This window comes from Enterobacter sp. EC_64, assembly GCF_019584165.1.
GTDB classification, from domain to species: Bacteria; Pseudomonadota; Gammaproteobacteria; order Enterobacterales; family Enterobacteriaceae; genus Enterobacter; species Enterobacter roggenkampii.
Genome location: NZ_VDAS01000021.1, coordinates 1 through 26,782, shown reverse-complemented (window position 1 = coordinate 26,782; position 26,782 = coordinate 1). Strand labels below are relative to the sequence as shown.

At 56.0% G+C, this 26,782-nt stretch carries 24 protein-coding genes, 2 tRNA genes and 1 rRNA gene; 6 read left to right on the top strand and 21 right to left on the bottom strand.

Going from position 1 to position 26,782, the window contains the following annotated elements; all coding sequences use genetic code 11:
- The 8 genes from rffA to trxA form a co-directional block, all read right to left on the bottom strand.
- Complete coding sequence (gene rffA / locus FHC52_RS16435) at nucleotides 1-1,131, bottom strand: dTDP-4-amino-4,6-dideoxygalactose transaminase (RefSeq protein ID WP_008501559.1); 1,131 nt, start codon at nucleotides 1,129-1,131, stop codon at nucleotides 1-3.
- A 4-nt stretch (nucleotides 1,132-1,135) separates the two neighbouring features.
- The gene (gene rffC / locus FHC52_RS16430) at nucleotides 1,136-1,813 is read right to left on the bottom strand and encodes a dTDP-4-amino-4,6-dideoxy-D-galactose acyltransferase (RefSeq protein WP_063616828.1); all 678 of its coding nucleotides are present in this window, start codon (nucleotides 1,811-1,813) and stop codon (nucleotides 1,136-1,138) included.
- The gene (gene wecC / locus FHC52_RS16425; RefSeq protein ID WP_063616829.1) at nucleotides 1,810-3,072 is read right to left on the bottom strand and encodes a UDP-N-acetyl-D-mannosamine dehydrogenase; all 1,263 of its coding nucleotides are present in this window, start codon (nucleotides 3,070-3,072) and stop codon (nucleotides 1,810-1,812) included. The genes rffC and wecC overlap by 4 nt, the downstream gene beginning before the upstream one ends.
- Nucleotides 3,069-4,199, bottom strand: coding sequence for a non-hydrolyzing UDP-N-acetylglucosamine 2-epimerase (gene wecB, locus FHC52_RS16420; RefSeq protein ID WP_063616830.1), 1,131 nt, complete (start codon nucleotides 4,197-4,199; stop codon nucleotides 3,069-3,071). Before wecB ends, wecC begins: the two co-directional genes overlap by 4 nt.
- 56 nt (nucleotides 4,200-4,255) lie before the next feature.
- Nucleotides 4,256-5,302: an ECA polysaccharide chain length modulation protein gene (gene wzzE, locus FHC52_RS16415; RefSeq protein WP_008501563.1), complete on the bottom strand. Its 1,047-nt coding sequence runs from the start codon at nucleotides 5,300-5,302 to the stop codon at nucleotides 4,256-4,258.
- Between the two features lie 13 nt (nucleotides 5,303-5,315).
- A complete protein-coding gene (gene wecA / locus FHC52_RS16410) occupies nucleotides 5,316-6,419 on the bottom strand; it encodes a UDP-N-acetylglucosamine--undecaprenyl-phosphate N-acetylglucosaminephosphotransferase (protein WP_032654049.1) in 1,104 nt (367 codons plus the stop codon).
- 242 nt (nucleotides 6,420-6,661) lie between these two features.
- Nucleotides 6,662-7,921 carry a transcription termination factor Rho gene (gene rho / locus FHC52_RS16405; protein ID WP_008501566.1) on the bottom strand — a complete coding sequence of 420 codons (1,260 nt, stop codon included), beginning with the start codon at nucleotides 7,919-7,921 and terminating at the stop codon, nucleotides 6,662-6,664.
- A gap of 345 nt (nucleotides 7,922-8,266) precedes the next feature.
- Entirely contained in the window at nucleotides 8,267-8,596 is a 330-nt protein-coding gene (gene trxA / locus FHC52_RS16400) for a thioredoxin TrxA (protein ID WP_006179218.1), read from the bottom strand.
- Nucleotides 8,597-8,740: 144 nt separating this feature from the next.
- Here trxA and rhlB point away from each other — a divergent pair, with 144 nt between their 5' ends.
- Nucleotides 8,741-10,009 carry an ATP-dependent RNA helicase RhlB gene (rhlB, locus tag FHC52_RS16395; RefSeq protein ID WP_021242834.1) on the top strand — a complete coding sequence of 423 codons (1,269 nt, stop codon included), beginning with the start codon at nucleotides 8,741-8,743 and terminating at the stop codon, nucleotides 10,007-10,009.
- Between the two features lie 6 nt (nucleotides 10,010-10,015).
- A complete protein-coding gene (gene gppA, locus FHC52_RS16390) occupies nucleotides 10,016-11,500 on the top strand; it encodes a guanosine-5'-triphosphate,3'-diphosphate diphosphatase (RefSeq protein ID WP_021242833.1) in 1,485 nt (494 codons plus the stop codon).
- 51 nt (nucleotides 11,501-11,551) lie between these two features.
- Here the strand turns inward: gppA and rep are convergent, their stop codons facing one another.
- Complete coding sequence (gene rep / locus FHC52_RS16385; RefSeq protein WP_023345099.1) at nucleotides 11,552-13,576, bottom strand: DNA helicase Rep; 2,025 nt, start codon at nucleotides 13,574-13,576, stop codon at nucleotides 11,552-11,554.
- 85 nt (nucleotides 13,577-13,661) lie between these two features.
- On the opposite strand from rep, the gene ppiC reads away from it, so the two are divergent.
- Nucleotides 13,662-13,943, top strand: coding sequence for a peptidylprolyl isomerase PpiC (ppiC, locus tag FHC52_RS16380; RefSeq protein ID WP_008501570.1), 282 nt, complete (start codon nucleotides 13,662-13,664; stop codon nucleotides 13,941-13,943).
- A gap of 86 nt (nucleotides 13,944-14,029) precedes the next feature.
- On the opposite strand, the gene ilvC is transcribed toward ppiC, so the two are convergent.
- Nucleotides 14,030-15,505 (bottom strand): ketol-acid reductoisomerase, encoded by a 1,476-nt coding sequence (gene ilvC / locus FHC52_RS16375; RefSeq protein WP_008501571.1) that lies wholly within the window; start codon nucleotides 15,503-15,505, stop codon nucleotides 14,030-14,032.
- A gap of 152 nt (nucleotides 15,506-15,657) precedes the next feature.
- Here ilvC and ilvY point away from each other — a divergent pair, with 152 nt between their 5' ends.
- Nucleotides 15,658-16,548, top strand: a complete 891-nt coding sequence (ilvY, locus tag FHC52_RS16370) for an HTH-type transcriptional activator IlvY (protein WP_023293577.1) — start codon at nucleotides 15,658-15,660, stop codon at nucleotides 16,546-16,548.
- 45 nt (nucleotides 16,549-16,593) lie between these two features.
- Here ilvY and ilvA read toward each other — a convergent pair whose 3' ends face one another.
- The 7 genes from ilvA to ilvL all read right to left on the bottom strand — a co-directional run bounded on the left by ilvA (nucleotide 16,594) and on the right by ilvL (nucleotide 23,144).
- The gene (ilvA, locus tag FHC52_RS16365; RefSeq protein WP_025912232.1) at nucleotides 16,594-18,138 is read right to left on the bottom strand and encodes a threonine ammonia-lyase, biosynthetic; all 1,545 of its coding nucleotides are present in this window, start codon (nucleotides 18,136-18,138) and stop codon (nucleotides 16,594-16,596) included.
- Between the two features lie 2 nt (nucleotides 18,139-18,140).
- The gene (gene ilvD / locus FHC52_RS16360; RefSeq protein ID WP_063616833.1) at nucleotides 18,141-19,991 is read right to left on the bottom strand and encodes a dihydroxy-acid dehydratase; all 1,851 of its coding nucleotides are present in this window, start codon (nucleotides 19,989-19,991) and stop codon (nucleotides 18,141-18,143) included.
- A 60-nt stretch (nucleotides 19,992-20,051) separates the two neighbouring features.
- A complete protein-coding gene (gene ilvE / locus FHC52_RS16355) occupies nucleotides 20,052-20,981 on the bottom strand; it encodes a branched-chain-amino-acid transaminase (protein WP_023326297.1) in 930 nt (309 codons plus the stop codon).
- A gap of 18 nt (nucleotides 20,982-20,999) precedes the next feature.
- Entirely contained in the window at nucleotides 21,000-21,263 is a 264-nt protein-coding gene (gene ilvM, locus FHC52_RS16350; RefSeq protein WP_063616834.1) for an acetolactate synthase 2 small subunit, read from the bottom strand.
- Nucleotides 21,260-22,906, bottom strand: coding sequence for an acetolactate synthase 2 catalytic subunit (ilvG, locus tag FHC52_RS16345; RefSeq protein ID WP_023293580.1), 1,647 nt, complete (start codon nucleotides 22,904-22,906; stop codon nucleotides 21,260-21,262). The genes ilvM and ilvG overlap by 4 nt, the downstream gene beginning before the upstream one ends.
- A 2-nt stretch (nucleotides 22,907-22,908) precedes the next feature.
- Complete coding sequence (gene ilvX, locus FHC52_RS16340; protein WP_166792073.1) at nucleotides 22,909-22,959, bottom strand: peptide IlvX; 51 nt, start codon at nucleotides 22,957-22,959, stop codon at nucleotides 22,909-22,911.
- Nucleotides 22,960-23,045: 86 nt separating this feature from the next.
- A complete protein-coding gene (gene ilvL / locus FHC52_RS16335) occupies nucleotides 23,046-23,144 on the bottom strand; it encodes an ilv operon leader peptide (protein ID WP_001311244.1) in 99 nt (32 codons plus the stop codon).
- Between the two features lie 340 nt (nucleotides 23,145-23,484).
- Between ilvL and FHC52_RS16330 the strand changes: the two genes are divergently transcribed.
- Nucleotides 23,485-25,005: a YifB family Mg chelatase-like AAA ATPase gene (locus FHC52_RS16330; RefSeq protein ID WP_213802874.1), complete on the top strand. Its 1,521-nt coding sequence runs from the start codon at nucleotides 23,485-23,487 to the stop codon at nucleotides 25,003-25,005.
- 28 nt (nucleotides 25,006-25,033) lie between these two features.
- Here FHC52_RS16330 and FHC52_RS16325 read toward each other — a convergent pair whose 3' ends face one another.
- Nucleotides 25,034-25,372 (bottom strand): DUF413 domain-containing protein, encoded by a 339-nt coding sequence (locus FHC52_RS16325; protein ID WP_008501577.1) that lies wholly within the window; start codon nucleotides 25,370-25,372, stop codon nucleotides 25,034-25,036.
- Nucleotides 25,373-25,490: 118 nt separating this feature from the next.
- Here FHC52_RS16325 and hdfR point away from each other — a divergent pair, with 118 nt between their 5' ends.
- Nucleotides 25,491-26,312 carry an HTH-type transcriptional regulator HdfR gene (gene hdfR, locus FHC52_RS16320; RefSeq protein WP_023293582.1) on the top strand — a complete coding sequence of 274 codons (822 nt, stop codon included), beginning with the start codon at nucleotides 25,491-25,493 and terminating at the stop codon, nucleotides 26,310-26,312.
- 99 nt (nucleotides 26,313-26,411) lie between these two features.
- Here hdfR and FHC52_RS16315 read toward each other — a convergent pair.
- The 3 genes from FHC52_RS16315 to rrf form a co-directional block, all read right to left on the bottom strand.
- Nucleotides 26,412-26,487: transfer RNA gene (locus FHC52_RS16315), tRNA-Trp, on the bottom strand.
- A gap of 53 nt (nucleotides 26,488-26,540) precedes the next feature.
- A tRNA-Asp gene (locus tag FHC52_RS16310) sits at nucleotides 26,541-26,617 on the bottom strand.
- 56 nt (nucleotides 26,618-26,673) lie between these two features.
- Nucleotides 26,674-26,782: ribosomal RNA gene (rrf, locus tag FHC52_RS16305) — 5S ribosomal RNA — on the bottom strand; the annotation flags it as partial.

Here is a 26,782-nt window from a genome sequence, read left to right as displayed (position 1 = left end):
TCAGCCGAAATAACTCAGGAGGGTATTAATCACCGTACGCTGGTTAACTGGCGCGAGGTTGTAGAACAGTGGCAGACGAAGCAACCGCTCACTTTCTTTGGTGGTGTAACGGTCTTCACCCGCGAACGTTCCAAACGCTTCGCCCGCCGGACTGGAGTGCAGCGGGATATAGTGGAACACCGCCATAATTTCGGCTTCTTTCAGCCAGGCGATGAGCTCGCTCCGGTCGTCGTTATCGCGCAGCTTGATGTAGAACATGTGTGCGTTGTGGACGCAATCCGCCGGAATCGTTGGCAGCGCAATACGCCCGGCTTTGGCCAGAGGTTCCAGCGCATCGTAATAGGTTTGCCACAGGGAGAGACGCTGCAGGTTGATGCGATCCGCGGCTTCCAGCTGCGCCCACAGGTACGCGGCCTGCAGATCCGCCATCAGATAGCTGGAGCCAATATCGCGCCAGGTATATTTGTCTACCTGGCCGCGGAAGAACTGGCTGCGGTTGGTGCCTTTTTCGCGGATCACTTCCGCACGCTCCACGAGTGCCCGGTCGTTAATCAGCGTCGCGCCACCCTCTCCGCCTGCCGTGTAGTTTTTGGTTTCGTGGAAGCTAAAGCAGCCGATGTGGCCGATGGTGCCCAGCGCGCGTCCCTTGTAGGTCGACATCACGCCCTGCGCGGCATCTTCCACCACAAACAGGTTATGTTTTTTGGCGATGGCCATGATGGTGTCCATTTCACAGGCCACACCTGCGTAGTGAACCGGCACGATCGCGCGCGTTTTGTCGGTGATCGCCGCTTCAATCAGCGTCTCATCAATGTTCATGGTATCCGGGCGGATATCCACAAAGACGATTTTCGCCCCGCGCAGGACAAACGCATTCGCCGTGGAAACGAAGGTGTAGCTCGGCATGATCACTTCATCGCCGGGCTGGATATCCAGCAGCAGTGCGGCCATTTCCAGCGATGCCGTACAGGAAGGGGTCAGCAGTACTTTGGCGCTGCGAAAACGCTGTTCCATCCACTGCTGACAGCGACGGGTGAAACCGCCGTCACCGCAGAGTTTGCCGCTGCCCATGGCAGACTGCATATAGTCGAGTTCCGTTCCGACGACGGGTGGTGCGTTAAATGGAATCATCTTGTCACCTGTATAACCAGTAGGCGGTGGCGTCGATGTTGGCACCACTCGCAATATAACGTTTAAGCGCGGCGGTGTTGCCCACCTGGGTCGCCACCCGCAGCGTCTCAACCTGCTGCTGCTGCGCCCAGTGCAGCGCCGCCTGCATAAGTTTCTCACCCATGCCGCGCCCGGCTAATAAGCCAATACGCGCCTCGCGCACGTTGAGCTTGCGAAGCGAGACGAACCCCTGGAGTTGACCGTCCCCTGCGCGGAAAACCAGGCAGACGTGGTCAAAGGTGCCTTTAACCGCATTCTCTATCCACTGGGCATAGAAACGTCCACTATCGTCAGGTGCGTACCAGGGCGTACGAAAGCGGCTCTGCGCAAACGCCCGGGCCGCCATCTGACGCAGCACGGGAATATCCTGTTCGGTTGCCATTTCCGCACCGGGCGCATCATGCCGGGTGAGGGTTATGGAAAGGTCTGCCTCACCTTCCACCAGCTGAAAGCCGCGTTGCTGGAGCGCATCAAGCAGGTCGGTACGGTCCGCCGGGATCTTCGCCTGAATCCGTTGCCAGGCGATGAAATCCGATTCAGCCAGTACCGGCGCATCATCGCGCAGACGCACAATGGCCGACGGCAGGCCGAAAAAGGCACTCTCCCACTGCAGGGGCTCAAGTACCCCGTTCAGGCTGTTCAACGCCAGACACCTTTGGTATCAACGACATACTTCTGACGCACCGCATCACCGGACGTCGCTTTAAACTCTTGATGATCCACCAGCAGCACCAGCACATCCGCCGTCGCCAGCGCCTCATCCAGCGCAGCCAGCGTGCAGTGCCCCGCCAGTTTTGCCGGCAACTCATCGATATTCGGCTCAACCACCAGCGTTTCACCCTTGTGCCATTCGGCAATCATCTGAGCAATTTCCATTGCCGGGCTTTCGCGCAGGTCGTCAATGTTGGGTTTGAATGCCAGACCAAAGCAGGCAATTTTCAACTCGCTGGCGCGCTTTCCGCTCTCTGCCAGACAATCCGCTACCGTGGTTTTGACCTGATTGAGCACCCAGTGAGGTTTGCTGTCGTTCACTTCACGCGCGGTGCGAATCAGGCGCGCCTGCGCCGGATTCTGAGCCACAATAAACCACGGATCGACGGCGATGCAGTGTCCACCCACGCCCGGGCCTGGCTGGAGAATGTTGACGCGCGGATGGCGGTTCGCCAGGCTAATCAACTCCCAGACGTTAATCCCCTGATCGGCGCAAATCAGCGACAGTTCGTTCGCAAAGGCGATATTAACGTCACGGAAGCTGTTTTCCGTCAGCTTGCACATCTCGGCGGTGCGGGAGTTTGTCACCACACACTCCCCTTCCAGGAAAATCTTGTACAGCGCGCTGGCGCGCTCGGAACAGACGGGCGTCATACCGCCAATGACGCGGTCGTTTTTAATCAGTTCGACCATGACCTGGCCCGGTAGCACGCGCTCCGGACAGTAGGCGATGTTGATATCCGCCTGCTCCCCCGCCTGTTGCGGGAAGCTTAAATCAGGGCGCGCGTCGGCCAGCCACTGCGCCATCTGCTCGGTAGCACCGACCGGAGAGGTTGATTCCAGGATCACCAGCGCCCCTTTCTTCAGCACAGGGGCAATGGACTTTGCCGCCGCCTCGACGTAGACCATGTCGGGCTCGTGGTCACCTTTAAAGGGCGTTGGAACGGCAATCAGGTAAGCATCCGCTTCAACGGGCGTGGTACTGGCGCGCAGGAAGCCGCCCTCCACCGCCTCTTTCACCACGCGGTCAAGATCGGGCTCGACAATATGAATTTCGCCACGGTTAATGGTTTCCACCGCACGGGCGTTGATATCCACACCGACAACCTGTTTCTGACGAGAGGCAAACGCCGCCGCGGTGGGCAAGCCAATGTAGCCAAGACCAATGACAGAGATGGTAGTAAAACTCATAGCGATACCCGATTGTTTTTAAGTGCATGCAAAATACGGCCACAAGCCTGCCCGTCTCCATACGGATTATGGGCCCGGCTCATCGCCTGATACGTTTCGTCGTCATGCAGAAGGCGCGTGACCTCTTCGACGATGAGTTCCGCGTTGGTGCCGACCAGACGCACCGTACCGGCTTTGACCGCTTCCGGACGTTCGGTGGTTTCACGCATCACCAGCACCGGTTTGCCAAGAGAAGGCGCTTCTTCCTGAATGCCGCCGGAATCGGTAAGGATCAGCCAGGCATGGTTCATCAGCCAGACAAACGGCAGATAATCCTGAGGTTCAATCAGAATGACATTTTCGATATGGCCCAGGATGCGGTTAACCGGCTCGCTGACGTTAGGATTGAGATGGACCGGATAGACAATCTGCACGTCGTCGTTCTGCGCCGCGATTTCAGCCAGCGCGTGACAGATTTGTTCAAAACCCCGGCCAAAGCTTTCGCGACGGTGGCCGGTGACCAGAATAGTTTTTTTGCCGTTGTGCAGGAATGGATAGCGGGCAGCGAGTTCGTTCTTAAGCTCGTGGTTTGCCAGGACCCGGTCACGTACCCAAATTAACGCATCAATGACCGTATTGCCGGTCACAAAGATCTTGTTATCGGCGATATTTTCACGCAGCAGGTTCTGACGCGAGTTTTCCGTAGGCGCAAAGTGATACATCGCCAGGTGGCCCGTTAGCGTGCGGTTGGCCTCCTCCGGCCACGGCGAATAAAGATTGCCGGTACGCAGACCCGCCTCAACATGCCCCACGGGAATTCGCTGGTAAAACGCGGCCAGGCTGGTCGCCACGGTCGTGGTGGTGTCGCCGTGTACCAGCACCACGTCAGGCTTGAATGACTCCAGGATAGGCTTCAGCTCTTGCAGAATGCGACAGGTTATCTCCGTCAATCCTTGCCCCGGTTTCATAATATTGAGGTCGTAATCCGGGACGATGGAAAAGAGCGTTAACACCTGATCGAGCATCTCACGGTGCTGGGCCGTGACGCACACTTTCGCTTCAATATCAGGATCGCTGGCCAGCGCATGAACCAGAGGTGCCATCTTAATGGCCTCCGGCCTGGTGCCAAATACGGTTAGTACTTTCACATCGATTCTCTTCGATTAGGCGATGAAGGCCGCAGCCTTCATCGTAGACGGCATTCTTAGTTTGTGCGACGACGCGTTAACGCCACGCCAGCGCCCGTCAGTGCGCCTACAATCCCCCACATGATCATCAGGAATGCACGACGCGGACTATCGCGTTTTACAGGTTCTTCAGGCGTTCGCAAATAACGATAGGTCTGAAAACGCGGGTCCAGAGATGGACCGACATTAAGCGTATTGAGCATCGCGCGATTTTGATCGTAATCGAGGTCAAAATCAGGACCGACGGCCTGAAGGTTTTCCAGACGTGCCTGCAACATGGGGCGGCCAAGGAGGAACATCTCTGAATCAGGCAGTTCATCAGCCGGCACGTCCGTCTCAGTGCGGGAAATATTGTGCTGTTCCGCAATTTTCAGCGCCTGCTCAATATTGTGTACACGGCGAGCGAAAATCGCTTTAGCCACCTCTTCCTGACGTTTCACCTGCGCTTTCATCTGGATGGTGCGAGCCGACCAGGCGCCTTTAAGCTCTTCGTTAAGATGGCTTGCGGCACGCTGGCTGGCAAACGCGACATACTGACGCAGCAGGTTGTTGGCGTCCGGCGCGGTTTCTGCAATCAGCTTGACGCTGTCATTCACGTTACGCAGGGCATCGCCCGGCATAAATTGTATATTGTTAATCAGATCGTCCAGCAGAGCGGCATCGGCTTTGGTGTTATCAACCCGACGCTGCTTGTAGTAATCCGTCTGGGACCAGAAGTCGCGGCGCGTATCCCACGAAGCCAGTTGCATCACAAACTCTTTATAGGCCTCATCCATAACGGAGACCTGATCTGGCGTGGCGAGGTTAGCTTTGATATCCAGGTTTCGCAGGAATTGCTGTTGGGAATAGAACCCCCCAAGCATGTTAACCGTTGGTTTGTCAGTGATTGCCGTGGCGCTCCACTCTTGTTTTGCAAAGAACGTATAGGCCAGCGCTAACAGTGCAAACCCCAGCGCGATCCCCGCAATCCAAAGTTTGCCTGCCCATAACACGCGAAACAAACCCCGAATATCCAGTTCATTCTCAGTTACCACTGATTTCGCTCCCGCCAACGGTTGAGTCATCATAGTCCCGGTTTTACTTAGTTAATGTTGTGTTTTTGCCACTGTTACGACGCATCCTGCGTTTAATACGTTTAATGAACCGCGCTACTTTCCATGCGCGCTTAATGCAGTAGCCGTACAGGAAAAATGCGAGCAAGAACAATGCCAACATAACCCACTCAGGAATAATATGAGAATATTCTGCAGCCACACCAATCGCGGCCAAAATAGCGGCGGCCAGTGTAATAAGCACAAACGCCTGACGGGACGTAAAACCCGCACGCATGATGAGATGATGAATGTGTTGGCGGTCGGGAGAGAAAGGACTCATCCCTTTGCGCAGGCGGCGATACATAATCGCCACCATATCCATTAATGGAATGGCAATAATCCACAGCGCTGTTACAGGACTTATCGGATGGGTTTGACCCTGCGTAGTTTCAAGCAGGATCCAGATAACCGTAAAACCAATCAGCGTACTGCCTGCGTCTCCCATAAAGACTTTATAGCGACGACCCAGCACACCGAGGTTTAAGAGGATATAAGGCAGAATGGCAGCAATCATGGCAAAACACCACATTGCCAGGCTGTACTGACCATCAAACCATAAAATAATGCCGATAGCGGCGAACGAGACGGATGACAATCCACCGAGCAGGCCGTCAATGCCATCCACCATGTTGAAAGCATTGATTGCTGCCCAGACAGCAAAGAGTGTCAGGAAGAAGCCAAATGGCCCCAGGACTAACTCCCAGGGGCCAAACACATACCCGAGGCTTCTCAGATACAGTCCGCCCACTACCATCATCACCACGCCAATGGCCGCCTGAACGGTAGCGCGTATTTTCACCGCGATATCAAACCGGTCATCAAGAGCCCCGACTAACACCAGGACACCGGCGCAGGCGACATAAAGGGCGGCATGAGGGATATAATAATCGGCGATCCCAAACGTGAAGCAAATCCCTGCGTAAACAGAAATCCCGCCGACTAGAGGAATAAGTCCCTGATGGCGTTTACGAAAATTTGGCTTATCCACTAACCCTATTCGTTTTGCCACCTTACGTGCGATGAACAAAAAACAGGTTGTGAATAAAAAAATACTGATCAATTCAGTAACGGCGGTGAATAGATTCACAATGGATTGCTCTCAACAAATGTTAGTCCCGGAAGTATAACCATGAAGCCATTACCTCAGAAGTAATAAAGATGGCTTCTTACAACTCCCTTTGTATATTTTTCAAACAATTATTACTTTGACTGTGCAAACGGTCTTATTGTCGCACCGACAGGTCAAAATTGGGAGTAGGTGGTACTAGCGTATAGTCCATAAAAGAAAAACGCCACGTAAAAACGTGGCGTTCGCTGGCTTTATTTGCGTTACGAGCGTTTCATCATGTCGAAGAAATCGTCGTTGGTTTTGGTCATTGCCAGTTTGTTAATGAGGAACTCCATCGCGTCGATTTCACCCATTGGATGGATGATTTTGCGCAGGATCCACATTTTCTGCAGCTCTTCCTGGGTGGTGAGCAGCTCTTCTTTACGGGTACCGGAACGGTTGTAGTCGATTGCCGGGAAGACGCGTTTTTCAGCGATCTTACGAGAGAGGTGCAGTTCCATGTTGCCTGTCCCTTTAAACTCTTCGTAAATCACTTCGTCCATTTTGGAGCCGGTATCAATCAGCGCGGTCGCGATGATGGTCAGGCTGCCGCCCTCTTCGACGTTACGTGCAGCACCGAAGAAACGTTTTGGACGATGCAGGGCGTTAGCATCCACACCACCGGTCAGGACTTTACCAGACGCCGGGACCACGGTGTTGTAGGCACGCGCCAGACGGGTGATGGAATCGAGCAGGATGATCACGTCTTTCTTGTGCTCAACCAGGCGTTTTGCCTTCTCGATAACCATTTCCGCAACCTGAACGTGGCGAGATGCTGGTTCGTCGAAGGTAGAAGCAACCACTTCACCTTTAACCAGACGCTGCATCTCGGTCACTTCTTCCGGACGTTCGTCAATCAGCAGCACCATCAGCACACAGTCAGGGTGGTTGTAAGCAATGCTCTGCGCGATGTTCTGCAGCAGCATGGTTTTACCCGCTTTTGGCGGCGCCACAATCAGACCACGCTGACCACGACCGATTGGTGAGGCCAGATCCAGAACGCGCGCGGTTAAGTCTTCGGTAGAACCGTTACCACGCTCCATACGCAGGCGAGAGTTCGCGTGCAGCGGCGTTAAGTTCTCAAAGAGGATCTTATTGCGTGAGTTTTCTGGCTTATCGAAGTTAACTTCATTGACTTTCAACAGCGCAAAGTAGCGTTCACCCTCTTTAGGAGGACGAATCTTACCTGAAATGGTGTCACCAGTGCGGAGGTTGAAACGGCGGATTTGGCTGGGGGATACGTAGATGTCGTCAGGGCCGGCGAGGTAGGAGCTGTCTGCAGAGCGGAGGAAACCAAATCCGTCTTGCAATATCTCCAGCACACCGTCGCCAAAGATATCTTCGCCACTCTTAGCGTGCTGCTTCAGGATGGCGAAAATGATGTCCTGCTTGCGCATACGAGCCTGGTTTTCCAGCCCCATATTTTCGCCGAGAGTGATCAGCTCAGAAACCGGCGTATTCTTTAATTCGGTAAGATTCATAATGGTGTGGGTTCTTAAACTCGGGGTGATTCTCGAACTTAATGTTGTGAATGGTATGGCAGGGTCATCCATGCCTGTTTAGCGGCCATCAACTCATGTCTGTTCGCTGTCTGGTCACAGGGAAAGAACGCAGAACTGAAACGACAAGACGGATTGAGTGACAAGCCCGGAATTTAGCCACTTCACGCACTGTTCATGTTAACAACGGGAAGTATCGGGTAAAACAAGATTCAAACAACAAGATATGTTTAAAACGAAGTCATAGCTAACTTAGCACGACTTCAGCCGGGCGTCCAGAGTTCCGAATCATTTAGCCGGGGGCTCTGAACGCACAGCGGAGAAACCTTACGCCAGGTTAGCGTCGAGGAACTCTTTCAGTTGACCTTTGGACAGCGCGCCCACTTTGGTCGCCGCCACTTCGCCGTTTTTGAACAGCAGCAGGGTCGGAATACCACGGATACCGTATTTTGGTGCGGTGCCCGGGTTCTGGTCGATGTTCAGCTTGGCAACGGTCAGTTTGCCCTGATATTCGTCGGCGATCTCATCCAGAATCGGGGCGATCATTTTGCAAGGACCACACCATTCAGCCCAGAAATCGACGAGGATCAGCCCGTCAGCCTTAAGTACGTCCGTGTCAAAACTGTCGTCAGTCAGGTGAATAATTTTATCGCTCATATATAACTCCACAGGAATAAGCCTGGTACGTTGGTTTTGTCTCCACCAACGACGCGTTGATGTCGCATTAACCAACTAAAGGTTGACTTTATTTCACCGGATACGCTTTCGTAAAGCAATAGTAAGCTGATATTCTACCACACTATGAGCAAAACACATTTAACAGAACAGAAGTTTTCCGACTTCGCGCTGCACCCGAAGGTGATTGAAGCCCTTGAAAATAAAGGGTTTCATAACTGCACGCCCATTCAGGCCCTCGCGCTGCCGCTGACGCTGGCCGGTCGCGATGTTGCCGGGCAGGCGCAAACCGGTACCGGCAAAACGATGGCGTTTTTAACGTCAACGTTTCATTATTTACTTTCTCACCCAGCGATTGCAGACCGCAAAGTTAACCAGCCGCGCGCGCTAATTATGGCCCCGACGCGAGAACTGGCGGTACAGATCCACGCAGACGCTGAACCCCTGGCGCAGGCTACCGGCCTGAAGCTGGGCCTGGCCTATGGCGGCGACGGCTACGATAAACAGCTGAAAGTGCTGGAAAGCGGTGTGGATATCCTGATCGGTACCACCGGCCGTCTTATCGATTACGCCAAACAGAACCACATTAACCTCGGTGCCATCCAGGTTGTGGTGCTCGATGAAGCTGACCGCATGTACGATCTGGGCTTCATTAAAGACATCCGCTGGCTGTTCCGCCGTATGCCTCCGGCTAATCAGCGCCTGAATATGCTGTTCTCTGCAACCCTCTCCTACCGCGTTCGCGAGCTGGCGTTCGAACAGATGAACAACGCTGAATACGTAGAAGTGGAACCGGAGCAGAAAACGGGTCACCGCATTAAAGAAGAGCTCTTCTATCCTTCTAATGAAGAGAAAATGCGCCTGCTGCAAACGCTGATTGAAGAAGAGTGGCCAGATCGCGCCATCATCTTTGCGAACACCAAACACCGTTGTGAAGACATCTGGGGCCACCTGGCTGCCGATGGTCACCGTGTTGGCCTGTTGACCGGAGACGTGGCGCAGAAAAAACGCCTGCGTATTCTTGAAGAGTTCACCCGCGGCGATCTCGATATTCTGGTCGCCACCGACGTGGCTGCACGTGGTTTACACATTCCAGCCGTAACGCACGTCTTTAACTACGATCTGCCAGACGACTGCGAAGACTACGTACACCGTATCGGTCGTACCGGTCGCGCGGGCGCAAGCGGTCACTCTATTAGCCTTGCGTGTGAAGAGTATGCGCTGAACCTTCCGGCCATTGAGACCTACATCGGTCACTCTATTCCGCAGAGCAAATACAATCCGGAAGCGCTGTTAAGCGAACTGCCGCCGCCTAAGCGTCTTACCCGCCCACGCTCCGGCAATGGTCCGCGTCGTTCAGGCGGCGCACCGCGTAATCGTCGTCGTTCAGGTTAAGAAAATATGCTCAGCTCCACCTCGCTTTATGCGGCAATTGATCTCGGTTCGAATAGTTTTCATATGCTGGTTGTGCGCGAGGTGGCGGGAAGCATACAAACGCTGACGCGCATTAAGCGCAAGGTCCGCCTCGCGGCGGGCCTGAGCAGCGACAATCACCTCTCGCCTGAAGCCATGGAACGTGGCTGGCAGTGCCTGCGACTCTTTGCCGAGCGTCTGCAGGATATCCCGCACGCCCAAATCACCGTTGTCGCCACTGCGACACTCCGCCTGGCGGTTAACGCCGTGGATTTTATTGCCAGAGCGCAGGAGATTCTCGGTTGCCCGGTTCAGGTTATTAGCGGTGAAGAAGAAGCTCGCTTGATTTATCAGGGGGTTGCACACACCACGGGGGGTGACGATCGCCGCCTGGTGGTGGATATCGGCGGAGCCAGTACCGAGCTGGTGACCGGCACCGGCGCGCAGGCTACGTCGCTGTTCAGCCTGTCGATGGGCTGCGTGACCTGGCTTGAGCGCTATTTTACCGATCGTAATCTGGGTAAAGAGAACTTCGACGAGGCAGAAAATGCCGCGCGCGAGGTATTACGTCCCGTGATGGACGAACTGCGCTATCACGGCTGGAAAGTGTGCGTGGGTGCGTCGGGGACCGTGCAGGCCCTGCAGGAAATCATGATGGCGCAGGGAATGGACGAGCGGATTACGCTTGCCAAACTTCAGCAGCTAAAACAGCGCGCCATCCAGTGCGGACGCCTGGAAGAACTGGAAATTGAAGGCCTGACGCTGGAACGCGCGCTGGTCTTCCCGAGCGGGCTGGCCATTCTGATCGCCATTTTCACCGAGCTCAACATCCAGTGTATGACCCTTGCCGGCGGCGCGCTGCGCGAAGGCCTGGTCTACGGGATGCTGCATCTGTCGGTCGATCAGGATATCCGCAGCCGAACCCTGCGCAACGTACAGCGTCGTTTTCTGGTCGATATCGATCAGGCAGGACGCGTATCGCAGCTGGCATCTCGCTTCGCCGATCAGGTCGCTAACGTCTGGGATCTTGATCATCTGAGCCGCGATTTACTGCTGAGCGCCTGTGCGCTGCATGAAGTGGGGCTGAGCATCGATTTTAAGCAGGCCCCCGCTCACGCAGCGTATCTGGTTCGCAACCTGGATTTACCGGGCTACACGCCCGCACAGAAAAAGCTGCTGGCAACGCTGCTGCTGAACCAGACCAACGCCGTTGATCTCTCATCCTTGCATCAGCAAAACGCCGTACCGCCGCGCGTAGCCGAGCATCTGTGCCGCCTGCTGCGTCTGGCGATTCTCTTTGCCAGCCGCCGTCGCGATGATTTGTTGCCTGCAATCAATCTGGTGGCCGATGACGAAAAACTGTCGCTGACGTTACCGGAAAACTGGATTGAGCGTCACCCGCTTGGGGCAGAGATGATCGAGCAGGAGTGCCAGTGGCAAAGCTATGTGCACTGGGTGCTGGAAGTGAAGTAATACGCTGAACATTGCCGGGTGGCGGCTTCGCCTTACCCGGCCTACTCATCATTATCCTTTCTCTTTGGCTTTTGCCAGCATGGCGCGAATGTTCGCCACGTTAGCCTGCCCCTTGTGCATCCGCTCTTCTGCGGTAATCACTTTGCGTTCCTGTTCCCAGATCAGGTCGTCCTGCGGCAGCTCCAGCAGGAAACGGCTCGGCTCCGGGCGGACGAGTTCGCCATACTGACGGCGCTCTTTACACAGCGTGAACGTCAGCTCTTTCTGCGCGCGAGTAATCCCCACGTAGGCCAGGCGGCGCTCCTCGTCGACGTTATCTTCGTCAATGCTGCTCTGGTGCGGTAACAATCCCTCTTCCATACCAACCAGATACACATACGGGAACTCCAGCCCTTTGGACGCATGCAGCGTCATCAGCTGAACCTGATCGGCCTCTTCTTCGCTCTCGCCGCGCTCCATCATGTCGCGCAGGGTAAAGCGGGTGACGACCTGCGTCAGGGTCATCGGCTCGTCGATGTCGGATCCCTCCAGCATTTCGGTCATCCAGCTGAAGAGCTGGTTAACGTTCTTCATGCGCATCTCAGCGGCTTTCGGGCTGGCCGAGGTTTCGTACAGCCAGGACTCATAGTCGATGCCGTGAATGAGATCGCGCACCGCCGCCACCGGCTCGCGCTCCGCAAGACGCTGCACTTCGCCGAGCCAGTGGGTGAATCGTGTTAACGAATCGTAACCGCGGCCGGTTAACGTCTGACTCAGCCCCATGTCGAAGCTGGCGGTAAACAGGCTTTTATTACGCGTCATCGCCCACTCGCCCAGCTTTTGCAGCGTCGCAGGGCCAATCTCGCGCTTCGGCGTATTCACGATGCGCAGAAACGCGCTGTCGTCATCCGGGTTCGTGAGGACGCGCAGATAGGCCAGCAGATCTTTAATCTCTGGCCGTGAGAAGAACGACGTACCGCCCGAAATTTTGTACGGGATGCGGTTCTGCATCAGCATCTTTTCAAAGACGCGCGACTGGTGATTGCCGCGATAGAGGATCGCGTAATCCTTATATTCGGTTTTATTGACGAAGTGGTGGGCGATCAGTTCGCCCGTCACGCGCTCCGCCTCATGCTCTTCATTATTGGCGCTGAGCACCTTCAATTCAGTACCGTAACCCAGCTCGGAGAAGAGACGCTTCTCAAACACGTGCGGGTTATTGGCAATCAGGATATTTGCTGCCTTCAGTATACGCCCGGAGGAGCGGTAGTTTTGCTCCAGCTTAATCACCTGCAGGGCGGGGAAATCTTTGCTCAGCAGCACCAGGTTTTGCGGACGCGCGCCGCGCCAGGAGTAAATTGACTGGTCGTCGTCGCCGACAACGGTGAAACGCGCGCGCTGCCCCACCAGCAGCTTCACCAGCTCGTACTGGCTGGTGTTGGTGTCCTGATACTCATCCACCAACAGGTAACGGATTTTGTTCTGCCAGCGCTCGCGAACCTCTTCGTTCCGCTGCAGCAGCAGCGTGGGCAGCAGAATCAGGTCGTCAAAGTCCAGCACGTTGCACGCTTTCATGTGCGCATCGTACAGACCGTAGCAGTGGGCGAAGATCCGATCCCGTTCGCCTTTGGCGATCGCCGCGGCCTGGGCCGGGGTCATCAGATCGTTTTTCCAGTTTGAGATCGTTGAGATCAGCTGCTGCAACAGCACCTTGTCATCTTCGATCAGCCCCTCGGTGAGCTCTTTGAGCAACGCCACCTGGTCGGTATCATCGAAGAGCGAGAAGTTGGACTTCATTCCCAGCGCCGCATACTCGCGTTTGATGATATCCAGCCCCAGCGTGTGGAAGGTGGAGATCATCAGGCCGCGCGCCTCTTTACGCCCCAGGGTCTGGCCGACACGCTCTTTCATCTCACGCGCCGCTTTATTGGTAAACGTCACCGCCGCAATGTGCCGGGCCTGATAGCCACAGCCGCGGATCAGGTGCGCAATTTTATTGGTGATAACGCGCGTTTTGCCGGATCCTGCACCCGCCAGCACCAGACACGGTCCGGTGACAAATTCGACGGCTTGTTGTTGTCCGGGGTTTAAACGCATAAATGATCACTCAATGAAAGTCAGGAGGGGAGAATAACAGCGTGGTAGTATAGCGAGCCTAATCCATACCACTCAAGGCACGATCATGGCAAAAACAGCAGCAGCACTGCATATTCTTGTTAAAGAAGAGAAACTGGCTCTGGATCTTCTGGAGCAGATCAAAAACGGCGCCGACTTCGGCAAGCTGGCGAAGAAGCACTCTATCTGTCCGTCAGGCAAACGCGGCGGCGATCTGGGTGAATTCCGCCAGGGTCAGATGGTACCGGCATTCGATAAAGTGGTCTTCTCCTGCCCGGTGCTGGAGCCAACCGGCCCGCTGCACACGCAGTTCGGCTACCACGTGATTAAAGTGCTGTACCGCAAATAAACAAGCCGGGTGGCGGCTGCGCCTTACCCGGCCTACATCTTACGGTTTTGTAGGTCGGGTAAGCAAAGCGCCACCCGACAAGGTTGTTAACCCGCTACCGCGATACGCTTCATGTCGGTCATGTAGCCACGCAGTTTGTGACCCACTTTCTCGATCTGGTGGCTGCGAATGGCTTCGTTCACGTCGCGCAGCTGCGCGTTGTCCACGGCACCTTCTGCAATCGCTTTACCCAGATCGCCCGGCTGCAGAGTGGTCATAAACTCTTTCAGCAGCGGTACGCAGGCGTAAGAGAACAGGTAGTTACCGTATTCTGCGGTATCCGAGATAACCACGTTCATTTCGTACAGACGCTTACGGGCGATGGTGTTCGCGATCAGCGGCAGCTCGTGCAGTGATTCGTAGTACGCAGACTCTTCAATGATGCCGGAATCCACCATGGTTTCGAACGCCAGCTCAACGCCTGCTTTCACCATCGCAATCATCAGGACGCCTTTATCGAAGTACTCCTGCTCGCCGATTTTACCTTCGTACTGTGGCGCGGTTTCGAACGCGGTCTTACCGGTCTCTTCACGCCAGGTCAGCAGTTTCTTATCGTCGTTCGCCCAGTCAGCCATCATGCCGGAAGAGAACTCGCCGGAGATGATGTCGTCCATATGTTTCTGGAACAGCGGCGCCATGATGGTTTTCAGCTGTTCAGACAGCGCGTAAGCACGCAGTTTTGCCGGGTTGGACAGACGGTCCATCATCAGCGTAATACCGCCCTGCTTCAGCGCTTCGGTGATGGTTTCCCAGCCGAACTGAATCAGTTTTTCCGCGTATGCCGGGTCGGTGCCCTCTTCCACCAGCTTATCGAAGCACAGCAGAGAACCGGCCTGCAGCATGCCGCACAGAATGGTCTGCTCGCCCATCAGGTCAGATTTCACTTCGGCAACGAAGGACGATTCCAGCACGCCCGCACGGTGGCCGCCGGTCGCCGCTGCCCATGCCTTGGCAATCGCCATGCCTTCGCCTTTCGGATCGTTTTCCGGGTGAACCGCGATCAGCGTCGGCACGCCGAAGCCACGTTTGTACTCTTCACGGACTTCGGTACCCGGGCACTTCGGTGCCACCATCACTACGGTGATGTCTTTACGGATCTGCTCGCCCACTTCAACGATGTTGAAGCCGTGGGAGTAACCCAGCGCCGCGCCGTCTTTCATCAGCGGCTGTACGGAACGCACAACGTCAGAGTGCTGCTTGTCCGGCGTCAGGTTAACCACCAGATCCGCCTGCGGGATCAGCTCTTCGTAGGTACCCACTTTGAAGCCGTTTTCGGTCGCTTTACGCCATGAAGCGCGCTTCTCGGCAATCGCTTCTTTGCGCAGTGCGTAGGAGATATCCAGACCGGAGTCACGCATGTTCAGGCCCTGGTTCAGACCCTGTGCGCCACAGCCGACGATGACCACTTTTTTACCCTGAAGGTAGCTCGCGCCATCGGCAAATTCATCGCGCGCCATGAAGCGGCATTTGCCCAGCTGCGCCAGCTGCTGGCGCAAGTTCAGTGTATTAAAGTAGTTAGCCATGGGTGATACCTCGTGATGTTGTGTGTCTTATTGTTCGGTTCGCGTTTCAGCGAGAATGTACCCACATTACAACAGGAAATTTATTGCGGAAATTGATATATTCACAACGTCACATTGCAATTTATGCAATGTAAAAAGAGGGAGTGGAATCGGTGGATTTACGCGATCTGAAAATGTTCCTGCACCTGGCGGAAAGCCGTCACTTTGGCCGCAGCGCCCGGGCGATGCACGTCAGCCCCTCCACGCTGTCGCGCCAGATCCAGCGCCTTGAGGAAGACCTCGGGCAGCCGCTGTTCGTGCGCGATAACCGCACCGTCACCCTCACGGAAGCGGGCGAAGAGCTGCGCATTTTTGCCCAGCAGACGCTGCTGCAGTACCAGCAGCTGCGGCACTCTATCGATCAGCAGGGGCCGTCACTCTCCGGTGAGTTGCATATTTTCTGCTCCGTGACCGCCGCCTACAGCCATCTGCCGCCCATCCTTGACCGCTTTCGCGCGGCGCATCCGTCGGTTGAAATTAAGCTCACTACCGGCGACGCTGCCGACGCGATGGAAAAAGTGGTGACAGGCGAAGCGGATCTCGCCATTGCCGGGAAGCCGGAAACCCTGCCGGGCGCGGTAGCGTTCTCGATGCTGGAAAATCTGGCGGTGGTGTTGATTGCCCCCGCGCTGCCCTGCCCGGTGCGTAACCAGGTATCGGTGGAAAAACCGGACTGGTCCACGGTGCCGTTTATCATGGCCGATCAGGGACCGGTGCGTCGCCGCATAGAGCTGTGGTTCCGCCGTCAGAAAATCAGCAACCCGTCGATTTACGCCACCGTCAGCGGCCATGAGGCGATGGTGTCGATGGTGGCGCTGGGCTGCGGCGTGGCGCTGCTGCCGGAAGTGGTGCTGGACAACAGCCCGGAGCCGGTGCGCAATCGCGTGATGATTTTAGAGCGCAGCGACGAGAAAACGCCGTTTGAGCTTGGCGTGTGCGCACAAAAAAAGCGGCTGCATGAGCCGCTTATTGATGCGTTCTGGACGATACTGCCGAACCACTAAAGCCGGGTGGCGCTGCGCTTACCCGGCCTACATGCCGCTCAGCCCTTAGCCTGCCAGGAAGAAGCGGAACGCCGGGTTGTGGGTTTCGTCATGGCACTCGTAGCCCAGCTCGTTCAGCCGCGTTTCGAAATCCGGCTCGTGCTCGCCCAGTTCGAACGCCGCCAGCACGCGGCCGTAGTCGGTGCCGTGGCTGCGGTAGTGGAACAGAGAGATGTTCCAGTGCGTGCCCAGCGTGTGCAGAAACTTGAGCAACGCGCCCGGCGATTCCGGGAACTCAAAGCTGAACAGGCGTTCCCTGAGCGGCTTGGAAGGACGGCCGCCGACCATGTAACGCACGTGCAGCTTCGCCATCTCGTCGTCGGAGAGATCGACCACGCTATAGCCGCCCTCATGCAGCAGGCTGAGGATCTCTTTGCGCTCCTCCACGCCGCGGCTCAGACGCACGCCGACAAAAATGCAGGCGTCTTTGGCATCGGCAAAACGGTAGTTAAACTCCGTCACCGAACGTCCACCCAGCAGCTGACAGAACTTCAGGAAGCTGCCCTTCTCTTCCGGAATGGTCACCGCCAGCAGCGCTTCACGCTGTTCGCCGAGCTCGCAACGCTCGGACACGTAGCGCAGGCCGTGGAAGTTCACGTTGGCACCGGAAAGCACGTGCGCCAGACGCTCGCCGCGGATGTTGTGCTGCGCGATGTATTTTTTCATGCCCGCCAGCGCCAGCGCGCCGGAGGGTTCCGCCACCGCACGCACGTCTTCGAACAGATCTTTCATCGCCGCGCAGATAGCGTCGCTGTCCACCGTGACGATATCGTCGAGATATTCCCGGCACAGGCGGAACGTTTCGTCGCCAATGCGCTTCACCGCCACGCCCTCGGCAAACAGCCCGACGCGCGGCAGGTCGACCGGATGCCCGGCATCCAACGCCGCTTTCAGGCAGGCGGAGTCTTCCGCTTCCACGGCAATGACTTTGATCTGCGGCATCAGCTGTTTGATCAGCACCGCCACGCCTGCGGCTAAACCACCGCCGCCCACCGGGACAAAGACGCGGTCGAGATGGGCATCCTGCTGCAGCAGTTCAAGCGCCAGCGTCCCCTGGCCGGCAATCACCATCGGGTGGTCGAACGGCGGCACCCAGGTGAACCCCTGCTGCTGCGCCAGCTCAATCGCTTTGGCTTTTGCTTCGTCAAAGTTGGCCCCGTGGAGCAAGACTTCGCCGCCGAAACCGCGCACCGCGTCGACCTTGATATCGGCGGTAGCAACCGGCATCACGATCAGCGCTTTCAGCCCCAGACGGGCAGACGAGAACGCCACGCCCTGCGCGTGGTTGCCCGCCGATGCGGTAATCACCCCGCGCGCTTTCTGCTCGTCGGTCAGCCCGGCCATCATCGCGTAGGCACCGCGCAGCTTGAAGCTGTGCACCGGCTGGCGGTCTTCGCGCTTCACCAGAATAACGTTGTCGAGGCGCGAAGAGAGTTTTTCCATTTTCTGCAGGGGCGTGACCTGAACGGCTTCATAGACCGGTGCGCGCAGCACCGCCCTGAGATATTCCGCCCCCTCGGGGGCGGCGGATAAGGGTTGTGACTCGGCCATCATTAGCCCCCAAGTTTCGATTTATCGCGCACCGCGCCTTTATCTGCACTGGTGGCAAGGCTCGCGTAGGCGCGCAGGGCGAAGGAGACTTCGCGCTGGCGGTCTTTCGGCGTCCAGGCTTTGTCGCCGCGGGCTTCCTGCGCTTCACGACGGGCCGCAATTTCCCGATCGCTCAGCTTGAGCTGAATGCCGCGATTCGGAATGTCGATTTCGATAAGATCGCCGTCTTCGATGATCGCAATGTTGCCGCCGCTTGCCGCTTCTGGCGAAACGTGGCCGATAGAGAGGCCGGAGGTGCCGCCGGAGAAACGCCCGTCGGTGATTAGCGCGCAGGCTTTACCGAGCCCCATGGATTTGAGGAAGGTGGTTGGGTAGAGCATCTCCTGCATGCCCGGCCCGCCTTTCGGCCCCTCGTAGCGAATGACCACCACGTCGCCTTCCACCACTTTGCCGCCGAGGATGGCGTCTACCGCTTCATCCTGGCTTTCGTACACCTTCGCCGGACCGGTGAATTTCAGGATGCTGTCGTCCACGCCAGCGGTTTTCACGATGCAGCCATTTTCCGCAAAGTTACCGTACAGCACGGCCAGGCCGCCGTCTTTGCTATAGGCATGCTCCAGCGAGCGGATGCAGCCTTCAGCGCGGTCATCGTCCAGGGTATCCCAGCGGCAGTCCTGCGAGAACGCCTGGGTAGTACGAATACCAGCAGGGCCCGCGCGGAACATCTTTTTCACCGCGTCGTCTTTGGTCAGCATCACGTCGTACTGGTTCAGCGATTCCGGCAGCGACAGGCCAAGCACGTTTTTCACGTCACGGTTCAGCAGCCCGGCGCGATCCAGCTCGCCGAGGATACCGATGACGCCACCCGCGCGATGCACGTCTTCCATATGGTACTTCTGGGTACTCGGTGCGACCTTACACAGCTGCGGCACTTTACGGGAGAGCCTGTCGATGTCGCTCATGGTGAAGTCGATTTCGGCTTCCTGCGCGGCGGCCAGCAGGTGCAGAACGGTGTTGGTGGAACCGCCCATGGCGATGTCCAGGGTCATGGCGTTCTCGAACGCCGCTTTGCTGGCGATGCTGCGCGGCAGCGCGCTGGCGTCGTCCTGCTCGTAGTAGCGCTTAGTCAGTTCAACGATGCGTTTACCGGCGTTGAGGAACAGCTGCTTACGGTCGGCGTGGGTCGCCAGCAGCGAGCCGTTGCCCGGCTGAGACAGACCCAGCGCTTCGGTCAGGCAGTTCATGGAGTTCGCCGTGAACATACCGGAACAGGAGCCGCAGGTCGGGCACGCGGAGCGCTCCACCTGGTCACTCTGCTCGTCAGAGACTTTCGGGTCCGCGCCCTGAATCATCGCATCGACCAGGTCGAGCTTGATGATTTTGTCGGAGAGCTTGGTTTTCCCCGCTTCCATCGGGCCACCGGAGACGAAGATCACCGGAATGTTCAGGCGCAGGGAGGCCATCAGCATCCCCGGGGTGATTTTGTCGCAGTTGGAGATACAGACCATCGCATCGGCGCAGTGGGCGTTAACCATGTACTCTACCGAGTCGGCGATCAGCTCGCGCGACGGGAGTGAATAGAGCATGCCCCCGTGGCCCATCGCGATACCGTCATCCACCGCAATGGTGTTGAACTCTTTCGCCACGCCGCCGGAGGCTTCGATTTGCTCGGCAACCAGCTTACCGAGATCGCGCAGGTGCACGTGGCCCGGTACGAACTGGGTGAAGGAGTTCACCACGGCGATAATTGGCTTGCCGAAATCGGCGTCGGTCATTCCGGTGGCGCGCCACAGTGCGCGGGCACCGGCCATGTTGCGGCCGTGGGTGGTGGTGGCTGAACGATACTTAGGCATGCTTTATTTACTCCCGTCTGACTATGTAATGGGACGGTGCGTGCCGTCCCAAATTTATATTTAGTGATTAACCTGATCCAACCAGCCGTATTTATCTTCTGTCTCGCCGGTGAAGAGGCCAAAGAACGCTTGCTGAATGCGTTTGGTCACCGGGCCACAGCGGCCTTCGCCCACCTGGATACCGTCTACGCTGCGCACCGGGGTGATTTCAGCCGCGGTACCGGACATAAACACTTCATCGGCCAGGTACAGGGATTCGCGGGACAGCACCTGCTCGCGCACTTCGATACCCAGATCTTTCGCCAGCTTGATGATGGCATCACGGGTGATGCCCGGCAGCGCGGACGAGGTGAATGGCGGCGTAAACAGAATGCCGTCTTTCACTTCAAACAGGTTTTCACCTGCGCCTTCGGAGATGTAGCCATTCACGTCGAGCGCGATACCTTCCTGGTAGCCGTGACGGCGCGCTTCGCTGCCGACCAGCAGGGAAGAAAGGTAGTTACCGCCCGCTTTAGCCGCGGTCGGGATGGTGTTGGGTGCAACGCGGTTCCAGGAAGAGACCATTGCGTCGATCCCCTGCTCCAGGGCTTCAGCACCCAGGTAGGCACCCCATGGGAACGCGGCAATGATCACATCGGTGTTGTAACCGGCTGGCGGGTTCACGCCCATGCCGACGTCGCCCACGAAGACCAGCGGACGAATATAGGCGCTAGTCAGGTTGTTCTTACGGATCACGTCGCGGCAGGCTTCCATCAGCTCATCCACGCTCTGAGAAACCGGGAAACGATAAATTTTGGCTGAGTCATGCAGACGCTGCATGTGTTCGCGATGGCGGAACACCACTGGCCCTTTGTGAGAATCGTAGCAGCGGATGCCTTCAAACACGGAGGTACCGTAATGCAGCGCGTGGGACATCACGTGGACCTTCGCGTCCTCCCAGCGAACCATCTCACCGTTGAACCAAATGTAATCAGCTTTTTTTGTCGTCATTTTTTCGTCCTGTCACGCTTAAGCGCGGATTTGTTGTGATGTGGTTGTGCTCTGGCAGATGGCAACATGGGCAACGTCTACCAGCTTTGATAACTGACTAAACAGTAAGTCGACCGGCCGCGGGCTGGCAACGGTTAATTCGATACTGATGTTATGCGCGTCGGTGGCCGTCTCCATATTCATAGAGCAAATCTGAAAACCACGATGACGCACCACGCGCAAAACGCGTTCTAATGTTTCCGGGTTGAAGCGAGCCTGCACGGCGACCTGATGTTGCATCATGATAATTTCTCCAGCATTTGTGAGTTACTGGCACCGGGCGGTACCAACGGCCAGACGTTCTCAAGCTCGTCGATTGAGACATGAAGCAGGTATGGCCCTTCGCTTGACAGCATGGTGTCGAGTGCCGCTTCAACCTGGTCTTTACGGGTGATGTGCTGACCAGGAATGCCGAAGGCGCTGGCCAGGGTGAGGAAATCGGGGTTATCGGTCAGGGTGGTTTCACTGTAACGTTCCTGGAAGAACAGCTGTTGCCACTGGCGAACCATCCCTAAACGCTGGTTATCGAGCAACACGATCTTCAGCGGTAACTGCTTGCGCTTCACGGTGCCGAGCTCTTGAACGTTCATCATGAAGGAGCCGTCACCGGAGATACAGATAACGGTATCGTTCGGGCGGGCAACCTGTGCGCCAACCGCGGCTGGCAGACCGAAGCCCATCGTCCCTAACCCGCTGGAAGTGATGAAGTTTTCCGGACGGGTGTAGGTCATGTGCTGGGCGGACCACATCTGATGCTGGCCGACATCGGTCGTCACCACGCTGTCGGCGGGCTTACGGTCGGACAACTGCTTCAACAGCAGCGGCGCGTAGATGGCCTCGCCGGGATGGTCGTAACGCCAGGCGTGCTCGGCGCGCATGTCTGCGGTGTGCTGACGCCACGCGTTGATATCCAGCGGCTGCTGCAATGCCGGTAATAGCGCGTTGAGATCGCCCTGCAGCGCGACGTGCGCCTGACGCAGCTTGTTCATTTCCGCCGGGTCGATATCCATATGGATAACTTTGGCGTTCGGCGCAAAGGTATTCAGCTTACCGGTGACGCGGTCGTCAAAACGGGCGCCTACGGCGATGAGCAGATCGCACGCCTGCACCGCCAGGTTTGCCGCTTTGGTGCCGTGCATCCCCAGCATGCCCAGATAGTAGGGGTAATCGGCATCTACCGCACCCAACCCTTTCAGCGTGCAGGTGGCAGGCATTTGCGTTGCCGCGATAAATTCGCGCAGGGCAGGAACCGCCTGCGCCATACCTACGCCACCACCAACGTACAGCATCGGCTGTTTCGCCTGCGCCAGCATCTGACGGGCCTCTTCGACTTCCGCATGCGGAAACGCGTCGTCGTGTCCAACGGTGGAGAAGTGCGGCTCCAGTTCGCCGTGTGCGACCTGGATATCTTTCGGGATATCGACCAGAACCGGACCAGGGCGGCCGGAGCTGGCAACCTCGAATGCTTCCGCCATTACGCGCGGCAGCTCTTCCAGTGACTGAACGAGAAAACTGTGTTTGGTGCAGGCCAGCGATAAACCGAGTACATCGACTTCCTGGAACGCGTCGGTGCCGATGAACGGAGAGGCAACCTGTCCGGTGATGGCAACAACGGGAACAGAATCCAGCAGTGCATCAGCCAGACCGGTGATCAGGTTCGTTGCGCCCGGACCTGAGGTCGCCATACAGACACCGGTTTTACCGGTGGCACGGGCATAACCGATGGCGGCCATCGCTGCGCCCTGCTCGTGTCGGCACAACAGGTGCTCCACGCCGCCGTCATACAGTGCATCGTAAATCGGCATAATTGCGCCACCCGGATAACCGAATACTGTCTCGACTCCCTGCGCGCGCAACGCATGTACTACCCACTGTGCCCCATTCATAGTTAGTTCCCCGTCATAAATCGGGAGAAACAGAATTTTGTGCTAGTCGTCATTCTCTGCTCCTCATTTACGTTTTTTAGTCATAAAAAAACCCCCGGACCTTTCGGTGCGGGGGTCTTAGTTCGTTAAGGCTTGATTTCTAAGCCTTTCCTCGTCCAAGTGCAGCCCCGCACGGTGGGATAATAATCACCACCACGCTAATCACGACCAGGCTAATCACTCGTAGAAGGGCTGTCATTTTCAGTTCTTTTTGCATCTTGTTCGAAGGAATACCTAAAGAGTTATCACAGTTTTTAAATCAAACACAAGATTTATTTATGACGGATTTGGTTAGCCCGCGAATCATATTTCTTAAAATCGTTGTTTTATATACGGAAATTAGAAAATGAATATTTTTCACTTTTTTACTCCTCCGCTAACCGTCAAAACAGGTTTTTTTCGCTCTGCGAGGAGGGTTCCACGATTGTGCAATAGTTTCATTGTGCTTTTAAAACTCCTGAACAGGCAGCGTAAATTCGCTAAATAGCGCTAAACAGGCATAACGCGTACTGGCATAGTCACACCAGGAGGTAGTGCAAATGTCACTGTCAGTTGTTTATACGCGTGCGGCTCTCGGGGTAAAGGCACCGCTTGTTTCCGTAGAGGTTCATTTGAGTAATGGGCTGCCCGGACTCACGCTTGTCGGGTTACCTGAAACGACGGTTAAAGAGGCCAGAGATCGCGTTCGCAGCGCAATAATAAATAGCGGTTATACCTTCCCCGCGAAGAAGATCACCATCAACCTTGCCCCCGCCGATCTGCCCAAAGAGGGCGGGCGATACGATTTACCTATCGCCATTGCGCTTCTCGCGGCTTCTGAGCAGCTTACTACGACCAGGCTAGGCTCGTACGAGTTCGTGGGTGAACTCGCGCTCACAGGCGCATTGAGAGGCGTTCCCGGTGCGATATCGGGAGCGCTGGAAGCCATTCGTGCAGGGCGGCAAATCATTGTCGCCAATGAAAACGCATCAGAAGTGAGTCTTATTGCCGAAAAGGGGTGTCTCATCGCCGGGCATCTTCAGGAAGTGTGTGCCTGGCTGGAAGGCCGACATGAACTGTCCGAGCCGGAGGAGTGCGACGAGGCTGTAGCAGATACGCCAGAAGATCTCAGTGAGATCATGGGACAGGAGCAAGGTAAACGGGCGCTGGAGATTACGGCTGCAGGTGGACACAATCTCCTGCTGATTGGCCCGCCTGGTACAGGTAAAACGATGCTGGCGAGCAGGCTGAGCGGGTTGCTCCCGCCGCTCAATAACCATGAAGCGCTGGAAAGCGCTGCCATATATAGCCTCATCAGTTCGGCATCGTTGCAAAAACAGTGGCGCCGTCGCCCTTTTCGTTCCCCACATCATAGCGCTTCACTGACGGCAATGGTCGGCGGTGGGTCTATCCCCGGACCGGGTGAGATTTCACTGGCACACAATGGCATTCTGTTTCTTGATGAGTTGCCTGAGTTTGAGCGTCGCGTGCTGGATGCACTGAGAGAACCTATTGAATCTGGTGAAATACATATCTCGCGCACGCGGGCCAAAATAAGCTATCCCGCGCAGTTTCAACTGGTCGCTGCGATGAACCCCAGCCCGACGGGGCATTATCAGGGCAACCATAACCGCTGTACGCCAGAGCAGACGCTGCGCTATCTGGGAAAGCTTTCCGGCCCATTCCTCGACCGTTTCGATTTGTCTCTCGAAATCCCCCTTCCGCCGCCGGGCCTGCTCAGGCAGACGGGCATAACGGGTGAGAGCTCAGTAAAAGTGCGCGAGCGGGTGATCGCTGCCCAGGCACGACAATACGCCCGTCAAAACAGGCTGAATGCTCGGCTTGATAATGCCGGGATCCGGCAGTTTTGTTCGCTTAACAGTGAAGATGCAGGATGGCTTGAGGAGACGTTGACGCGCTTTGGGCTGTCTATACGAGCGTGGCAACGTTTGCTAAAAGTGGCCAGAACCATTGCTGACGTGGAGGGATGTACTGACATTGAGAGGAAACACTTGCAGGAGGCGCTGAGTTACCGCGCTATCGATCGTTTGCTGCTGCACCTGCAGAAGTTGCTGGCATAAAAAGGGGCCGTAGCCCCTTCTTATCATCTTAGTCATCAGACTCGGTGTAGTCTTCTGCACCTTCCATCTGCGGCTTACCGCCAGACAGCGTATGGAAGCGCTTTGGACGCTTAATGCGTGCCATATACTTGATCCATACACGTTCCGCTTCAGACTGCGGCTCACGCTCACCACGGCAAACAGAAACAAACTGTTTTTCGTCTTCAGTAGCAGGCTCACGCTTGCCCAGATCCAGCTCGTTAAAGGCATAACCATGGCGCTCAAGCAGCTGAGCTTCTTTGATGGTGAAATCGCCGTGACGAGAGAACCCGCGCGGATAATGTTTATTGTCGAAAAAACGATTAGTCGTCGTAAAGCTTTCCGCCATCCTACACGCTCCTAATTCTTTGGCCGAGCTATTTATGGCGCGGAGTATTAGTTACGCTTGACAGAGTGTAAAACAAAACATTTAAATCATAACGACAAATAATTTTGCGGAGAAAGATGTGGATACGGAATTGCTTAAAACTTTCCTTGAAGTGAGCAGAACACGCCACTTTGGGCGAGCAGCGGAAGCCCTTTACCTGACGCAGTCAGCAGTCAGTTTTCGTATTCGACAGCTGGAAAATCAACTGGGTGTGAATCTTTTTACCCGCCATCGCAACAATATCCGCCTCACGCCCGCCGGCGAAAAACTGCTGCCGTACGCAGAAACGCTGATGAATACCTGGCAGGCGGCACGCAAAGAGGTTGCACATACTTCGAGGCATAATGAGTTCTCGATAGGGGCCAGCGCTTCCCTATGGGAATGTATGCTCAGTCAGTGGCTTTCCCGGCTTTATCAATCTCATAGCCACCTGCAATTTGAAGCCAGGATTGCGCAACGGCAGTCGCTGGTTAAGCAACTTCATGAGCGCCAGCTTGATCTTCTTATCACAACCGAAGCCCCCAAGATGGACGAATTTAGCAGCCAGATTGTGGGCCAGTTTGGCCTGGCGCTTTATGCCTCTGAACCTTCGATGATGAAGGCAGACCTGACCTATTTGCGCCTGGAATGGGGGCCTGATTTTCAGCAGCATGAGACGGGCTTGATTGCACCTGATGACGTCCCACAGTTAACGACCAGCTCTGCAGAGATCGCCTGTCAGCAACTGCCCTTGCTGAGAGGTTGTACCTGGTTACCTGTTCGCTGGGCAGACACTAAAGCTGGGCTGCATACCGTAATGGATTCCACCACGCTTACCAGACCGCTGTATGCGATTTGGCTGCAAAACAGTGATAAGCAGTCGCAGATAAAAGATCTGTTAAAAATCAATGTAATGGATTGATACATCAGCCGGCAGGAATGCTGGCTGAATAGTAAGAAGAGACGTTTTTACAGTCTTTCAGGCAAAAAAAAATCCTTTGCCGAAGCAAAGGATTCTATATGGCAGGGGCGGAGAGACTCGAACTCGCGACACCCGGTTTTGGAGACCGGTGCTCTACCAACTGAGCTACGCCCCTAAAGTTTTTTGCCATTAAGCCTGCCAGTAAGGCAGGCTTAATGTCTTAATAAGTGGCGGAACGGACGGGACTCGAACCCGCGACCCCCTGCGTGACAGGCAGGTATTCTAACCGACTGAACTACCGCTCCACCGAAGACTGCTTGTAACCACCGGATTAATGCACCGGCTTACTACTAAATTTGATGCCTGGCAGTTCCCTACTCTCACATGGGGAGACCCCACACTACCATCGGCGCTACGGCGTTTCACTTCTGAGTTCGGCATGGGGTCAGGTGGGACCACCGCGCTAAAGC

Bases quoted from the DNA above. Each gene is read 5' to 3' on its own strand.
- rffA (WP_008501559.1), bottom strand. From the start codon at position 1,131: ATGATTCCATTTAACGCACCACCCGTCGTCGGAACGGAACTCGACTAT.
- wecC (WP_063616829.1), bottom strand. From the start codon at position 3,072: ATGAGTTTTACTACCATCTCTGTCATTGGTCTTGGCTACATTGGCTTG.
- wzzE (WP_008501563.1), bottom strand. From the start codon at position 5,302: ATGACTCAACCGTTGGCGGGAGCGAAATCAGTGGTAACTGAGAATGAA.
- rho (WP_008501566.1), bottom strand. From the start codon at position 7,921: ATGAATCTTACCGAATTAAAGAATACGCCGGTTTCTGAGCTGATCACT.
- trxA (WP_006179218.1), bottom strand. From the start codon at position 8,596: ATGAGCGATAAAATTATTCACCTGACTGACGACAGTTTTGACACGGAC.
- rhlB (WP_021242834.1), top strand. From the start codon at position 8,741: ATGAGCAAAACACATTTAACAGAACAGAAGTTTTCCGACTTCGCGCTG.
- gppA (WP_021242833.1), top strand. From the start codon at position 10,016: ATGCTCAGCTCCACCTCGCTTTATGCGGCAATTGATCTCGGTTCGAAT.
- rep (WP_023345099.1), bottom strand. From the start codon at position 13,576: ATGCGTTTAAACCCCGGACAACAACAAGCCGTCGAATTTGTCACCGGA.
- ppiC (WP_008501570.1), top strand. From the start codon at position 13,662: ATGGCAAAAACAGCAGCAGCACTGCATATTCTTGTTAAAGAAGAGAAA.
- ilvC (WP_008501571.1), bottom strand. From the start codon at position 15,505: ATGGCTAACTACTTTAATACACTGAACTTGCGCCAGCAGCTGGCGCAG.
- ilvA (WP_025912232.1), bottom strand. From the start codon at position 18,138: ATGGCCGAGTCACAACCCTTATCCGCCGCCCCCGAGGGGGCGGAATAT.
- ilvD (WP_063616833.1), bottom strand. From the start codon at position 19,991: ATGCCTAAGTATCGTTCAGCCACCACCACCCACGGCCGCAACATGGCC.
- ilvE (WP_023326297.1), bottom strand. From the start codon at position 20,981: ATGACGACAAAAAAAGCTGATTACATTTGGTTCAACGGTGAGATGGTT.
- ilvM (WP_063616834.1), bottom strand. From the start codon at position 21,263: ATGATGCAACATCAGGTCGCCGTGCAGGCTCGCTTCAACCCGGAAACA.
- ilvG (WP_023293580.1), bottom strand. From the start codon at position 22,906: ATGAATGGGGCACAGTGGGTAGTACATGCGTTGCGCGCGCAGGGAGTC.
- ilvL (WP_001311244.1), bottom strand. From the start codon at position 23,144: ATGACAGCCCTTCTACGAGTGATTAGCCTGGTCGTGATTAGCGTGGTG.
- FHC52_RS16330 (WP_213802874.1), top strand. From the start codon at position 23,485: ATGTCACTGTCAGTTGTTTATACGCGTGCGGCTCTCGGGGTAAAGGCA.
- FHC52_RS16325 (WP_008501577.1), bottom strand. From the start codon at position 25,372: ATGGCGGAAAGCTTTACGACGACTAATCGTTTTTTCGACAATAAACAT.